The following is a 14,010-nucleotide window of genomic DNA, read 5'->3' on the forward strand; positions in this document are numbered from 1 at the left end:
TCATGGACAATCAAGATAAATTATTCGATAAAATAAAAGAAGCTTCGCAAAAAGCCGAGTTTCAAGACTTTCCAGGAATGGAAAAAGTCTGGTCGCGTGTTGAAGAAAAACTGGACAAAAAAGAAGATAAAAAAACAATCGCTTTATGGAAGAAAATTGCAATTGCGGCTTCTCTTCTTTTACTTATTTCTTTAGGATATCAATTTTTAAATTCAGATAAAGAAACTGTAACAGAAACTCCAAAAGTGGTTTTTGATGCAAAAGAAACCAAACAATCTGAAAAACCCATTTTAGATAAAAAAGTCGCAACTCCATCTTCAGATTCAGAAATAGTTTCTAACGAAGAAGCTGTTAAAATTTTAGAAAATCAAACCAAAAATAAAGAACGAGTTGCGATTCAAGAAACAATGATTCCTAAAGCAGAACCAGTCCAAGCTGTTGCAGCACCAAAAATTGAAGCCGAAGCTACTATTCCTGCAAAAGTCGCAATAAGTGAAAGTTTTGATGAAGAAGATGCTAGTTCTTCAAAAAAAGATGCCGTAGAAGAAAGAAGTTATCTAGAAAAACAATCTGCGAAAGTTGCTTACGCAGCCGCACCCGCTCAAAAAGCTAAGAAAAATGCTCCTTTGGTAATTCTTAACGGAAATGCTATGGCACACAGTGACGATGCTAAAAGAGACAAAATGATGCAGGCCGAAATGTCTAATTTACAGCCTGAAAATGTGGAGTCTCTAGTAGTTTTAGATGATCCTTTGTACATTATCGACGGTATCTATTATTCTGAAGAAGATTTATTTGGCAAAAACCCAACAAGTCCTTATGCGCCTTTAGACAAACAGGAAATTAAAACCATAACTATTTTACAAGACCTCGAAGCCACTTCTAAATACGGCGAACGAGGAAAAAAAGGAGTTCTTATAATCACTACTAAAAACGGAAAACCAGCTCCGAAAAAATAATCTTATGCTTTGTCAAAGTCTGCTGCTTTGACAAAGCAAAAATCAAAACATTAATCCTAAAACTTATTATCATGAAAAGTCTAAAACTTATTTCATCAGCCATTGCTATGCTTATATGTTTCGTAACCATGGCACAAGAAAGAACAATTACGGGAATCATTTCAGATGAAACAAAACAGCCGCTTCCAGGTGTAACCGTTATAAATCAGACCACAAAAGCTAATACTTACACCAATTTTGATGGTCAATACAGCATTCAAGCCAAAACTGGCGATATGCTAGTTTTCAGCTTCATTGGATACAAAAGCCAAAGCCAAAAGATTCAGAACTCAAATATTATTAATATAAAACTTCTTCCAGATAATCAGACTTTAAGCGAAGTTGTAGTTGTGGGCTATGGAACTGCCCATTCTGAATATGAAGACCGAAGTTATGCTCGTGCCGAAAGAAAGAGAGAGAAAAAAGACGCGAAGCAGGCACTTAAAGGAAAAGTTGCAGGAATTCAAACTCAAAATTCTATCGCATATTCTGCTATGCCAGCTCCAATTGCTATTCGCGGAAATGCTACAATTTCTCCAAAAAACGAACCGATGTATATTGTTGACGGAGTTAAAGTGAAAGCCAATCAAATGGCAAAAATTAATCCGAATGATATTGATAATGTTTCGGTTTTAAAAGACCAAGCGGCAACTTCGATTTATGGAAACAAAGCTTCAAATGGTGTTGTAGTAATTTCAACCAAAAATGAAATCTACAAAAACCTTTCAGAAAAAGAATTGGACAAAAAATTAAACATTATGCCAATTCCGACTGAACCAACTCAGGAAGATTATGATGCTTTTGTAGAGAATGATTTTGAAAGTCCGAAAACAGCACCGCTTTCTACTTTTTCTATAGATGTCGATAATGCTTCGTACACCAATATCAGACGTTTTTTAAACAACGGACAGCAAGTTCCAAAAGATGCCGTTCGTGTAGAAGAAATGGTTAATTTCTTTAAATATACCTATCCACAGCCCAAAAACGAAAATCCATTTTCGATCAATACCGAAGTGAGCGATTCGCCTTGGAACTCCAATAACAAAATCTTGAAAATTGGCTTACAAGGAAAAAACATTCCAACTGAAGATTTACCCGCTTCAAATCTTGTTTTCTTGATTGATGTTTCTGGATCTATGGAAGACATGAACAAATTGCCTTTATTAAAACAATCATTAAAAATTCTGGTTAACGAATTAAGATCAAAAGATAAAGTAGCAATTGTAGTTTACGCGGGTGCTGCGGGAATGGTTTTACCGCCAACTTCTGGAGATGAGAAAAAAACAATTATTAATGCATTGGATAATTTGCAAGCTGGAGGAAGTACGGCCGGCGGAGCAGGAATTGAATTGACTTATAAGATTGCAACTGAAAATTTCATTAAAAGCGGAAACAACAGAGTAATCTTGGCTACCGACGGAGATTTTAACGTTGGAAGTTCTTCTAATTCTGATATGGAAAAATTAATTGAAGAAAAAAGAAAAACAGGCGTTTTCTTAACTTGTTTAGGTTACGGAATGGGAAATTACAAGGACAGCAAAATGGAAATTTTGGCTGATAAAGGAAACGGAAATTATGCTTACATCGATAACATTCAAGAAGCCAATCGTTTTTTAGGAAAAGAATTCAAAGGTTCGATGTTTGCTATCGCGAAAGATGTAAAAATCCAGATTGAATTTAATCCAAAACAAGTTCAGGCGTATAGATTAATTGGTTATGAAAACAGAAAATTGCGTCCAGAAGATTTTAAAAACGACGCCATTGATGCAGGAGAATTGGGCAGCAATCATACGGTTACAGCTTTGTATGAAATTATTCCAACTGGAGTAAAAAGTGATTATTTAGCAGAACAGCCAGATGCTCTAAAATATACTAAAACAGAAAATAGTTCTACTAATTACAGCAATGAATTGGCTACAATAAAATTCCGTTACAAAAAGCCTGATGGTGATAAAAGCATCGAAATGGTTCAGGTAATCGAAAACAAATCGGTGATTTTAGAAAAAGCAAGTGATGATATGAAATTTAGTTCTGCCGTAGCTTGGTTCGGATTGAAACTGCGAGATTCAAAATTAATCGCTGACAAATCTTCGAAAGAAATTATAAAATTAGCCAAACAAGGAAATTCAAATGATGGCGAAGGTTATAAAGCCGAATTTATTCGTTTGGTTGAAACTTCTAAATAGTATAATTAATAAATATTATATTACATTTGCCGCTTCATTTTTAAAACTTATTTTACACACGTATGAATCCTATTTTAAGCCAAAATCTATTTTTAGTAAAAGAACATGTTGGAATGTTCAAAGCTGCAAACAATTACGATATTTATCACCCAGAAACCAATCAAATTATAATGAACTGCCGAGAAAACAATCTTGGTTTTTTCACCAAAGTATTTCGTTTTACAGATTATAAAAGAGCCACTCCATTTAATGTTGAAATTACAACTGCTTCTGGAGAAAAATTAATAACAGTAAGAAGAGGTGTTGCCATCTTTAGATCGACCGTTGAAGTTTTGGACGAAAAAGATCGTTTGGTTGGAACTTTCAAACAAAAATTCTTTTCTATTGGAGGAAAGTTTGATATCCTGGATAAAAACGAAAAACCAGTTGCAACGCTTCAAGGAAAATGGACTGGTTGGGATTTTAAATTCTCTCATGAAGGCAAACAATTAGCGCAAGTAAATAAAAAATGGGCTGGATTAGGAAAAGAGTTTTTTACAAGTGCTGATAATTATGCACTTCAAATTGAAGAGACAGTAGCAGCCGATAGTCCGTTGAGACAGTTAATTTTAGGAGCCGTAATGTGTATAGACATGGTTCTGAAAGAATAACAGAAAGTTGTTAAACTTAGATTAAGAATATCTTTTAAAGCATCATTTTAGTTTTCAAAACCTTATTTTTGTAAGACTTAAAATGATGCTTTTTGCATTTCTAAAAATACAATCATGACCGACTTAAAAAATAAAAATGCCTTTATTACGGGCGCAGGAAAAGGAATTGGAAAAGCTGTAGCAATTGCTTTGGCTAAAGAAGGCGTAAATCTAATTTTAGTTTCGAGAACAAAAAGTGATATCGATCAACTGGCAGAAGAAACTGCTAAACTGGGCGTAAAAACTTTGGCTTTGTCTGCCGATGTTTCTGACATCAGTTCTATCAATTCTGCTGTTGAAAAAGCTATTGCAGAATTTAAAAGCATTGACATTTTAATCAATAGCGCTGGAATTGCTTCTTTTGGAAAATTCTTAGAATTAGAGCCAGAAGCTTGGGAAAGAATTATTCAGGTAAATTTAATGGGAACGTATTACACTACTCGTGCCATTATCCCAAATATGATCGAAAGACAAACTGGAGATATTATCAATATTTCATCAACTGCTGGATTAAACGGAAACGCTTTGACAAGTGCTTACAGTGCTTCTAAATTTGCTGTTTTAGGCTTAACCGATTCTTTGATGCAGGAAATGAGAAAACACAATATTCGTGTTACGGCTTTAACGCCAAGTACAGTTGCAACTGACATGGCAAAAGATCTAAATCTGACTGACGGAAACCCAGAAAAAGTAATGCAGTCTGAAGATATGGCAGATTTAATCATTGCTCAATTAAAATTAAACCGAAGAGTGTTTATTAAAAATAGCAGCATCTGGTCTACTAACCCATAAAGAATAAAATCCAATTTTTTGAAATTCCAAATTCCAATCTCAAAGTAATTGGAGTTTGGAATTTAAATATTGGAATTTGGAATTTAATTATTGGAATTTTAAAAAAACATGATGGAACAATATTTAAGACAATTGGTCGAAATAGAATTTCAGGATAAAAAACAGATTTTCTCTGGATTTCTTATTGATTATTCTGATGAATGGATTTTGCTTCGAAATAACCCTGTCGATTTTATTTTGGATGGTTTTGTTATTTTGAGAAATAAAAACATTGAAGCTGTTAACCGAGATCACGATTTGGCCTTCACAGAAAAAGTAATCCGCATGAAAGGATTAAAAATTAATTCTGATGATATTATCCCGATTAAAGATTTGGCTTCGATCATTAAATTTATTTCTGAGAAATATGGCATTTTTCAGATTGCAAAAAAATCTTCTAAATCTGCTTATCTAGGAAAATTAATCGAATTAAATGAGGAAGAATTGACTATCGATTTTTTAGATACGCAAGGTCAGTTTGGCGGAGAATTAAGTTTTAATCCCGAAAAAATTCGAGTTATAGAATTTGATACCGATTATATTAATTCTTTGAAATTGATTGTTCAGGAAAATGAATAATTTATAAAAACAGAAAATCCCTTTTTACAAAGGGTTTTTCTGTTTTTTGTCATTTCGACGAAGGAGAAATCTTCACTAGAAGCTCGACAAAGATTGGATTTTCGTTGTGGAGTTACTTGCGGAGATTTCTCCTTCGTCGAAATGACAAACTATGTGGTAACTTTTGGATTATCTTAAAAAAATTAAGCTTCCGCCAATTTATTCAAAAACTCCAAACGTACACTTCCGTCTTCGTCTATTTTTGTCAAATTGATTTCTTGTAAAGTATTTACCAATTCTGGATTCCAAGGTGTTTTTACTTTTACGTAATTTTCTGTAAATCCGTGAATGTATCCTTCTTTGTTTTCACTTTCAAAAAGAACCGTTCTATTTGTTCCCAATTGACTTTCGTAAAAAGCACGGCGTTTTTTAACCGACAAACCGCGAAGCATTTTACTGCGTTTTGCTCTAACATTTGAAGGAACTACGCCTTCCATATCAACAGCTTCAGTATTATCTCTTTCTGAATACGTAAAAACGTGTAAATACGAAATATCCAATTCATTTAAGAAATGATACGTTTCTAAAAAGTGTTCATCTGTTTCTCCAGGAAAACCAACAATCACATCGACACCAATACAAGCGTGTGGCATTACTTCGCGAATTTTATTGACACGGTCAATATAAACTTCACGTAAATAACGGCGTTTCATCAATTTCAAAATATCATTGCTTCCTGATTGCAACGGAATATGAAAATGCGGTACAAAAGTTCTGCTTTTAGAAACAAATTCGATCGTTTCATTTTTCAATAAATTCGGTTCGATAGACGAAATTCTCAAACGCTCAATTCCTTCTACTTTATCTAAAGCCTGAACTAAATCTAGAAAAGTATGTTCGTGTTTTTTGTTTCCGAATTCGCCTTTTCCGTAATCACCAATATTTACACCCGTTAAAACAATTTCACGGATATTTTGAGCCGAAATTTCTTTGGCATTTTTTAAAACATTTTCTAAAGCATCACTTCTGGAAATTCCTCTTGCCAACGGAATTGTGCAATAGGTACATTTATAATCGCAACCGTCTTGAACTTTTAAGAATGCTCTGGTACGGTCTCCAATAGAATAACTTCCAACGTAGAAATCGGCTTCAGCAATTTCGCATGAGTGAACTTCCCCCATATCGTTTTTGCTCAAATCATGGATATAGTCTGTAATTTTGAATTTTTCTGTTGCGCCCAAGACCAAATCAACACCGTCTACTGCCGCTAATTCTTCAGGTTTTAATTGTGCATAACAGCCAACAGCAGCAACAAATGCTTTATCATTCAGCTTCATTGCTTTTCTAACTACCTGCTTAAACTGCTTATCTGCATTTTCTGTTACAGAGCAAGTATTGATAACATAGATATCTGCTATTTCTTCAAAATCGACGCGGTCAAAACCTTCGTCATTAAAATTTCTGGCAATTGTAGAAGTCTCTGAAAAATTCAGTTTACAACCCAGTGTATAAAAGGCAACTTTTTTTCTGTTTTCCATAATCTGCTTAAATTAATGAAATCGTTGTCAAAAAATTTAAGGCTGCAAATTTACAAACAATATTCATCAAAAGAAAGCAATTAATTTACTTCGAATCAATAATTTGACACTAATGTTAATTTAAAAACATTCGAAAGCTATTTTTTTCTATTTTTATTAAAAAAAAAATCTGAACCTGATATTCTTGAAATTTTAACACTCTGATAAGAATTAAATGACAAAATAATCGATTAAATGCAAATTTTATCGATTAAATACATTTTTCTCGGTTTTAAATTCTAAATTTCTTACATTTACCATTGTTATGAATGTAATTCAAAATTAGTTGAGATTAAAGAATTTTGATACGCTTTAATTAATTTAATAATAATTCGGGCATAACAATTTTGAATTTTACTCGTTATGTTGTTGTTTTGTGTTACAAAATGAAATGGGAAAGCCGAAAACCAAAGAGAGTAGGCAAAATTAAAATACAAATACCACGCTTTATGAAAGCATTTTTACCCACAATCTGCTTGATGTTCTTAACCGTATTTAGTTCGCAAGCGCAAACTAATGCTCCAGCCGCAAATGCAAATCCATTTCCTACTATTAGCACATTGACGACTTGGGCAAGCTTTAACTCACAACAGCAATTTGATGTTGCTATTCGTGCAGTTGGGTTTAAGTTTGAAGTTAAAGAACCTGGTGAAGGATCTACAGCTTATACCTACATTCGTAAAGTAACAGTTAACGAAGTAAATTATACCGATAGAATTGTATACAGAATTACAAATAACAATTCTGCAAGTATCATTTCTTTAGTAACCGCTTCTACTGATTTAGTTAGTTTATACACTCCACAATTAGCAAGCTTTAAAAACAACAACTGTAAAACAGAAATGTCTAAAGACAAAAATACGACTTGCAGCTGTTACGAAAGTGCCAATTTTGCAATCGATCTTTGCGACGAGCGTGTAAAATTAACTATGGGTGACGGAAATAAATATTTTGTTTCTGTAGCTAAAAAATAATATTTTCAAATATTACTTCTTAATTAATTCCAAATCTTTACTGACTTTTAAGTATGTAAAGATTTGGAATTCGTTTTTTATTTAAATTCTGTTTGGATTCTTAAGTTCGTACCAAACTTCTAATTCTTCATCGTATTCAAAAGAATTTACAAAATGAAATCCTAATTTCTCCAGAATTTTTCTTGAGTTTTCGTTTCCTGCATCTGCATAAGCATAAAGCACTTCTACTTTCATTTCATTAAAAGCATGATCAATAAAAGCTCTTCCTGCTTCTGTAGCATAACCTTTTCCCCAATGCTTTTCGATAAAACGATATCCTAACTCATAAAAGTTTTTATGATTATTTATCTCGTCTGTAATAAATTTGATTCCAGACCAGCCAATAAATTCGTTAGTTTCCTTAAGAACAACAGCCCATCTTCCTGTACCAAGATCTTTGTATTGTTTTTGAACAAATTTGATATATTCAATGCTTTCGTCAATATGTTTTACAGGTCTATTGCCGACAAATAAATGCACATTTGGATTAGAATCCAATTCAAACATTCCTTCTGCATCAGAAAGTTCTAATTCTCGTAAAAGCAAACGCTCTGTTTCAATTGGATTTTTCATCTTTTATTTAATTTAAAATATATTTTTGCACCACTTCAGCAACACCATCATCATTATTTGAAGCTACGATTAAATCTGCTCGATCACGCAATTCAGGATTCACATTATCTACCCAAACTCCTAAACCTGCATATTCTATCATTGTCAAGTCATTTCCTGCGTTTCCAACGGCGATAATCTCACTTTGATGAATACCCAGCTTTTCTGCCAAAAGTTTCAAACTCGCAGCTTTATCAATGCCTTGCTGTGCCGCTTCTAAGAAAAATGGTTTAGACATCGAAACACTTAAATGTGGCATAGCCTCCATTAAATCTTTTTCCAAGGTTTTTAAATAAGCTGGATCTTGCAGCAAAATACATTTAACCGCTGGTCTATCTACATAATCTTTAAAGCTCGAAACTTTAAGATGTGCCATTCCCGTGATTTCTTTTTCTACCTCAATATATTCAGAATCTGTTTCGCTAATGATTTGGTCATCTAAATACGTAATGATGTGCGCATTCTTTTTTACACTATAATCGTATAATGCATGAATTTGCTCTACAGTCAACTTTTGTTCAAACAAAACTAAATCATCTTTCACACGGCTGATTATTGCGCCGTTAAACGAAATCATATACGAATCGTTTTTATCTAATTCCAACTCCTTTGCATAAGCTGTCATTGCGGTAGTCGGTCTTCCAGAAGCCAAAACAACATAAACGCCTTTTGCTTGCGCTTCTAATATTACTTTTTTATTTAAATCTGATATTCTGTGATCGTCTGTCAACAAGGTGTCATCCATGTCGAGCACTAACATTTTGTATTGCATTTTTTTTTAGTTTTCAGTCGCAGTTTTCAGTCGCAGTCTCAATAACTATTGAAAAACTGCGACTGAAAACTGACAACTTTTAAAGACTCATTCTAAACTCTTCTATAACAGGATTTGCTTTTGCAAAATCTGTTTCTTGTATAAATACTTCAATTGCCAAATCTGTCTGGCCAAAACCTCCTAAACGTGCAGATTGAATATTGTCTTTTTTTACTGTTTCTACTCCAGCTTCTTGTAATCTTTCCTGCAAAGCAATTGCTAATACTTCACTTCCAGAAAATACTTTCATTAATCCCATAACTCTATATTTTTATTCTATTAATTTCTAAATCAAAAAATCCCGCTTTTCAGTTACTGAGACTGAAAACCGGGACTAAAAACTTTATTGTAAATTATTCTTCTTCAATATCGTCTTCGTCTTCATCAAGCTCTTCCCCATCTTCATCCATATCAAACAAATAAGGCTCAACCATGATTTTATCTGCCAAAATTTCAATACGCTCTGTCAGAGTTTCAGAAAAGATAATTCGTTGCACTTTGGCAATACTATTTGAAATACGTGTGATTTTTGGATCATGGCGTAATTTCAAGATCGGATCTGCATCATCCAAAATAAACATTTTTAAACGATTTACATTGTAACCCGCTGTACTAAACATGTCATTTAATTTAGTTGGCGTACCAATTAAAACGTCGATTCCTGTAGAAACGTAGTTTTTATCATAATCCATGTCGCCTTTTTCGTTTACACCATAAACTTCCAAATTGGTGTATTTCCCATACTTCTCAAAAAGCTCAACCATTTCCAAAACCTTTGCTTTGTCTTCCACAATAATTAAAGCGCGTGGCGATTCTTCCGTTTTACCAGCCAATTGCTGAATCACATTTAAAACAATCGTTGTTGTTTTTCCACTTCCTTTTGGAGAAATAATTATACAATCAGCACCACTTTTTATGGTTGAAAAAGTTTCCAACTGCAAAGCATTCGCTTCCGTTAAACCATTTTCAACTAATCCGTCTTGTAATTTCTCGTTTATTTTTTTTAGTTTCATTTTTTTGAGCTTTAAGCTTTAAGCTATACGCTGTAAGCAAAAATTATTTAATTTCTATAAAAGCTTAAAGCCTAAAGCTTATAGCCTAAAGCGCGAAGCACTTTATTTGCTTGCGAACATTTTCACATCTGATTCTGAGATTTCGTTTCCTCCCAAAATAATCAATCTTTCTACTACATTTCGAAGTTCACGAATATTTCCTGTCCAATCGTATTCTTGCAATAATTTTATGGCTTGCGCCGAAAACGACTTAACCACATTTCCTTGCTCTAAAGCTATTTTTTCTGCAAAATGCGAAATCAAAGCCGGAATATCATCACGTCTTTCATTTAATGGCGGAACTTTAATTAAAATCACAGCCAAACGATGGTATAAATCTTCACGGAAACGGCCTTCTGCAATTTCTGTTTTCAGATCTTTATTTGTTGCTGCAACAACACGAACATCAACTTTAATATCTTTATCAGCACCAACTCTCGTAATCATACTTTCTTGCAAAGCACGCAAAACTTTAGCTTGCGCCGAAAGACTCATATCTCCAATTTCATCTAAGAAAATAGTTCCTTTGTCTGCTGCTTCAAACTTTCCGGCACGATCTTTCACTGCCGATGTAAAAGCACCTTTTACGTGTCCGAACAATTCGCTTTCAATCAATTCGCTCGGAATTGCAGCACAGTTTACTTCAATTAACGGAAAACTAGAACGCTCGCTTTTTTCATGTAACTGATGCGCCACTAATTCTTTTCCTGTTCCGTTTGGTCCAGTAATCAAAACTCTAGCTTCTGTTTGCGCCACCTTATCAATCATCACTTTAATATGATTAATCGATTCGCTGTCACCAATCATTTCGTAGTTTTTGCTAACTTTTTTCTTCAGGATTTTATTTTCAACTACTAATTGTTTTTTATCCAAAGCATTACGAACCGTATTCAATAAACGGTTCAAATCTGGCGGTTTTGAGATATAATCAAAAGCTCCCAAACGCATGGTCTGAATCGCAGTTTCCATATCACCGTGCCCCGAGATCATCACCATCGGGATTTCTGGTTTGATCTTTTTTACTTCTTCCAAAACCTCAACACCGTCCATTTTTGGCATTTTGATATCACACAAAACCAAATCATAGTCGTTGTTTTTTATTTTTTCAAGTCCCGCAACACCATCTTCAGCTTCATCAACTTGATATGCATCATTTTCTTCTGATAATATTTTTACCAAAACTCTTCTGATCGCCGCTTCGTCTTCAATAATTAGTATTTTACTCATTCTTTTTAAAGATACTAAGATACTAAGATGCTAAGATTCTGAGTTTTTTAGCTAAAATCTTAGCATCTCAGAAACTTAGAATCTTAGAATCTCAAGTTAATATTTTAGCCACTTATACAATTCCTTCCACGTCGGTTTTTTGCCGTACATTAAAATACCTACACGGTAAATTTTGGCAGCAAACCAAACCAGAAGGAAAAAGGTAGCAAACAATAATGATACCGAAATTGCGATTTGCCACCACGGCACACCAAACGGAATACGCATTAGCATTACAATTGGCGAAGTTAACGGAATCATTGAAAAAATAACCGCAACACTTCCATGCGGATCGTTTACTACTGTAAAAAATCCGATATAGACGCTCAAAATCAGAGGCATTAAAATTGGCAGCAAAAATTGCTGAGAATCGGTTTGATTGTCAACTGCCGCTCCAATTGCTGCGTAAAATGAGCTATATAAAAAATATCCTCCAATAAAATAAATCACAAATCCGATTATGATACTTGCAATTGGCAAATTCCATAATTCAGCAATATACATTTGCGCTGATCCAGCAAATTCGTGCTGCGCACTTTGCATTAATTCTGGAGAAATTCTGGCTGTCGGACCAACATTCACTCCAAAAAAAGCTGAAGCTGCAAACATCAATCCTAATCCAATTATCGCCCAAATCATAAATTGTAAAATCCCAGCCAATGATGTTCCTACAATTTTACCAATCATCAACTGAAATGGTTTTACAGATGAAATAATGATTTCGATAATTCTGTTTGTTTTTTCTTCGATTACGCTTCTCATTACCATATTTCCGTAAATGATAATAAACATCATGATCAAGTAACCAAATGCGCCTCCGATTCCGATTTTAATTTCATTTAAACCTTTCAGACTTTCTTCTCCAGAAGCTTTAATCAAATGAATATTTACATCTGACTGCGCTTTCTGAATGGCCAAAGTGTCTAGTTTAGCTTCTTCCAGATTTAGTTTTGTAATTTTATTTCCAATGATATCTTGAGTGTTTTCAATAAAAGAAATGCTCGGACTATTATTAGAAATAAATTCAATTTTACTTTCTAAATCTTTTATATTTTTTGTTTTCGGAATAACAATTAGTCCGTTGAAATTTTCTTTTGTAATGCTGTCTTTTAAAGCCTTTACATCAATTTCAGATAAATTTAAATATTTGAATTCGGCTCCTTTTTTATTTTCTTTTAAAAAATCAGATGCAAAAAGTCCGGTTTCGTCATGAATTGCAATTCTTTTTGTTTCTGCTTTCATCGAGCTTAAATAGCCAATAAAAACAGCAATCGCCACAAATAAAAGCGGACTCAAAAATGTCATGACAACAAAAGATTTATTGCGGACTTTGGCAATAAATTCTCTTTTTATAATCAACGAGATGATGCTCATTTATAATTTTAGATTTTAGATTGTTGATTTTAGATTCCCGATTTCGATTTTAGTTTTCACTCTAAAATCTAAAATCTGAAATCTAAACTTTATTCTCTGTTACCGTTTGGATAAAAATATCGTTTATGCTCGGAATTTTTTCTACGAAATGTGTTACTTGTCCACGTTGTGTTAAAATATTCAATAATTCGTTTGGACTTGCATTTCCAATCTGAATATTTAATTTCAAATCATCATTTAGCGATTTAAAATTAGCAGGCGAAACCGTGAACTTTTGAGTGATATCGTACATCAAACCTTCAACATTATTGGTCAAAATTCCCACTTCAAAACTATTGGTTCTAAACTGACGTTTCACATCTGCCACTTTCCCTTCGATCAATTTATTTGATTTGTGAATTAAAGCAATGTTTTCACAAAGCTCTTCTACACTTTCCATTCTGTGCGTCGAAAAAATAATAGTAGAACCTTGTTCTTTCAATGCCAAAATTTCATCTTTAATAACATTTGCATTTACAGGATCAAATCCGGAGAAGGGCTCATCTAAAATTAGCAATTTTGGTTTATGCAAAACACAAACCACAAACTGAATTTTCTGTGCCATTCCTTTAGAAAGTTCCTGAATTTTCTTGTTCCACCAGCCTTGAATTCCTAATCGGTCAAACCAATAATCCAATTGTTTTTTGGCTTCAGCCTTAGAAAGGCCTTTCATTTGAGCCAGATACAAACATTGCTCTCCCACTTTCATCGAACTGTACAAACCTCTTTCTTCTGGAAGATACCCGATAGTTTGCACATGTTTGGGTTGCAATCTTTCTCCATCCAAAATTACTTCGCCACTATCTGGCAATGTAATTTGGTTTATAATTCTGATAAGGGAAGTTTTTCCGGCTCCATTGGGACCTAAAAGTCCATATATACTGCCTTTTGGCACATTTAATGAAACTTCGTTAAGTGCTACATAATCGCCGTATTTTTTTACGACTTTATGTACTTCAAGTAAGTTACTCATGCTATTTTTAAGGATTTACTGCGTCACTTTG

General features: G+C 33.6%; 14 protein-coding genes. 6 read left to right on the forward strand and 8 right to left on the reverse strand.

Features of this window, described 5'->3' with window-relative positions; genetic code table 11:
- The first annotated feature begins 2 nt into the window (after positions 1-2).
- The 5 genes from AC3Y25_RS07385 (at position 3) to AC3Y25_RS07405 (ending at position 5,283) form a co-directional block, all read left to right on the forward strand.
- A complete protein-coding gene (locus tag AC3Y25_RS07385; protein ID WP_489902286.1) occupies positions 3-959 on the forward strand; it encodes a hypothetical protein in 957 nt (318 codons plus the stop codon).
- A gap of 71 nt (positions 960-1,030) precedes the next feature.
- Complete coding sequence (locus AC3Y25_RS07390; RefSeq protein WP_489902287.1) at positions 1,031-3,184, forward strand: vWA domain-containing protein; 2,154 nt, start codon at positions 1,031-1,033, stop codon at positions 3,182-3,184.
- A gap of 62 nt (positions 3,185-3,246) precedes the next feature.
- On the forward strand, positions 3,247-3,834 hold the full coding sequence (locus AC3Y25_RS07395) for an LURP-one-related family protein (protein WP_489902288.1): 588 nt from the start codon (positions 3,247-3,249) through the stop codon (positions 3,832-3,834).
- 114 nt (positions 3,835-3,948) lie between these two features.
- Entirely contained in the window at positions 3,949-4,665 is a 717-nt protein-coding gene (locus AC3Y25_RS07400) for a 3-ketoacyl-ACP reductase (protein ID WP_095931102.1), read from the forward strand.
- Positions 4,666-4,776: 111 nt separating this feature from the next.
- On the forward strand, positions 4,777-5,283 hold the full coding sequence (locus AC3Y25_RS07405; protein WP_489902289.1) for a hypothetical protein: 507 nt from the start codon (positions 4,777-4,779) through the stop codon (positions 5,281-5,283).
- 182 nt (positions 5,284-5,465) lie between these two features.
- On the opposite strand, the gene mtaB is transcribed toward AC3Y25_RS07405, so the two are convergent.
- Positions 5,466-6,800 carry a tRNA (N(6)-L-threonylcarbamoyladenosine(37)-C(2))-methylthiotransferase MtaB gene (mtaB, locus tag AC3Y25_RS07410; protein WP_489902290.1) on the reverse strand — a complete coding sequence of 445 codons (1,335 nt, stop codon included), beginning with the start codon at positions 6,798-6,800 and terminating at the stop codon, positions 5,466-5,468.
- A gap of 488 nt (positions 6,801-7,288) precedes the next feature.
- Here mtaB and AC3Y25_RS07415 point away from each other — a divergent pair, with 488 nt between their 5' ends.
- Positions 7,289-7,813, forward strand: coding sequence for a hypothetical protein (locus AC3Y25_RS07415; RefSeq protein ID WP_095931853.1), 525 nt, complete (start codon positions 7,289-7,291; stop codon positions 7,811-7,813).
- An 81-nt stretch (positions 7,814-7,894) separates the two neighbouring features.
- On the opposite strand, the gene AC3Y25_RS07420 is transcribed toward AC3Y25_RS07415, so the two are convergent.
- From AC3Y25_RS07420 to AC3Y25_RS07450, 7 genes are all read right to left on the reverse strand, one after another.
- The gene (locus tag AC3Y25_RS07420; RefSeq protein WP_489902291.1) at positions 7,895-8,425 is read right to left on the reverse strand and encodes a GNAT family N-acetyltransferase; all 531 of its coding nucleotides are present in this window, start codon (positions 8,423-8,425) and stop codon (positions 7,895-7,897) included.
- Positions 8,426-8,432: 7 nt separating this feature from the next.
- On the reverse strand, positions 8,433-9,236 hold the full coding sequence (locus AC3Y25_RS07425; protein ID WP_379797033.1) for a Cof-type HAD-IIB family hydrolase: 804 nt from the start codon (positions 9,234-9,236) through the stop codon (positions 8,433-8,435).
- A 79-nt stretch (positions 9,237-9,315) separates the two neighbouring features.
- The gene (locus AC3Y25_RS07430; protein ID WP_489902292.1) at positions 9,316-9,534 is read right to left on the reverse strand and encodes a putative signal transducing protein; all 219 of its coding nucleotides are present in this window, start codon (positions 9,532-9,534) and stop codon (positions 9,316-9,318) included.
- A 94-nt stretch (positions 9,535-9,628) separates the two neighbouring features.
- Complete coding sequence (locus AC3Y25_RS07435; RefSeq protein WP_489902293.1) at positions 9,629-10,288, reverse strand: DEAD/DEAH box helicase; 660 nt, start codon at positions 10,286-10,288, stop codon at positions 9,629-9,631.
- 102 nt (positions 10,289-10,390) lie between these two features.
- On the reverse strand, positions 10,391-11,554 hold the full coding sequence (locus AC3Y25_RS07440; protein ID WP_489902294.1) for a sigma-54-dependent transcriptional regulator: 1,164 nt from the start codon (positions 11,552-11,554) through the stop codon (positions 10,391-10,393).
- 96 nt (positions 11,555-11,650) lie between these two features.
- Positions 11,651-12,967, reverse strand: coding sequence for an ABC transporter permease (locus AC3Y25_RS07445; RefSeq protein WP_489902295.1), 1,317 nt, complete (start codon positions 12,965-12,967; stop codon positions 11,651-11,653).
- A gap of 82 nt (positions 12,968-13,049) precedes the next feature.
- Positions 13,050-13,979: an ABC transporter ATP-binding protein gene (locus AC3Y25_RS07450; RefSeq protein WP_489902296.1), complete on the reverse strand. Its 930-nt coding sequence runs from the start codon at positions 13,977-13,979 to the stop codon at positions 13,050-13,052.
- Positions 13,980-14,010: the final 31 nt, after the last annotated feature.

This window comes from Flavobacterium sp. LK-23, assembly GCF_058135255.1.

Excerpts from the sequence above, each read along its gene's own strand:
- AC3Y25_RS07435 (WP_489902293.1), bottom strand. The coding sequence starts at position 10,288 with ATGAAACTAAAAAAAATAAACGAGAAATTACAAGACGGATTAGTTGAA.
- AC3Y25_RS07385 (WP_489902286.1), top strand. The coding sequence starts at position 3 with ATGGACAATCAAGATAAATTATTCGATAAAATAAAAGAAGCTTCGCAA.
- AC3Y25_RS07395 (WP_489902288.1), top strand. The coding sequence starts at position 3,247 with ATGAATCCTATTTTAAGCCAAAATCTATTTTTAGTAAAAGAACATGTT.
- AC3Y25_RS07440 (WP_489902294.1), bottom strand. The coding sequence starts at position 11,554 with ATGAGTAAAATACTAATTATTGAAGACGAAGCGGCGATCAGAAGAGTT.
- AC3Y25_RS07450 (WP_489902296.1), bottom strand. The coding sequence starts at position 13,979 with ATGAGTAACTTACTTGAAGTACATAAAGTCGTAAAAAAATACGGCGAT.
- AC3Y25_RS07400 (WP_095931102.1), top strand. The coding sequence starts at position 3,949 with ATGACCGACTTAAAAAATAAAAATGCCTTTATTACGGGCGCAGGAAAA.
- AC3Y25_RS07405 (WP_489902289.1), top strand. The coding sequence starts at position 4,777 with ATGGAACAATATTTAAGACAATTGGTCGAAATAGAATTTCAGGATAAA.
- AC3Y25_RS07415 (WP_095931853.1), top strand. The coding sequence starts at position 7,289 with ATGAAAGCATTTTTACCCACAATCTGCTTGATGTTCTTAACCGTATTT.
- AC3Y25_RS07430 (WP_489902292.1), bottom strand. The coding sequence starts at position 9,534 with ATGGGATTAATGAAAGTATTTTCTGGAAGTGAAGTATTAGCAATTGCT.
- mtaB (WP_489902290.1), bottom strand. The coding sequence starts at position 6,800 with ATGGAAAACAGAAAAAAAGTTGCCTTTTATACACTGGGTTGTAAACTG.
- AC3Y25_RS07390 (WP_489902287.1), top strand. The coding sequence starts at position 1,031 with ATGAAAAGTCTAAAACTTATTTCATCAGCCATTGCTATGCTTATATGT.
- AC3Y25_RS07420 (WP_489902291.1), bottom strand. The coding sequence starts at position 8,425 with ATGAAAAATCCAATTGAAACAGAGCGTTTGCTTTTACGAGAATTAGAA.
- AC3Y25_RS07425 (WP_379797033.1), bottom strand. The coding sequence starts at position 9,236 with ATGCAATACAAAATGTTAGTGCTCGACATGGATGACACCTTGTTGACA.
- AC3Y25_RS07445 (WP_489902295.1), bottom strand. The coding sequence starts at position 12,967 with ATGAGCATCATCTCGTTGATTATAAAAAGAGAATTTATTGCCAAAGTC.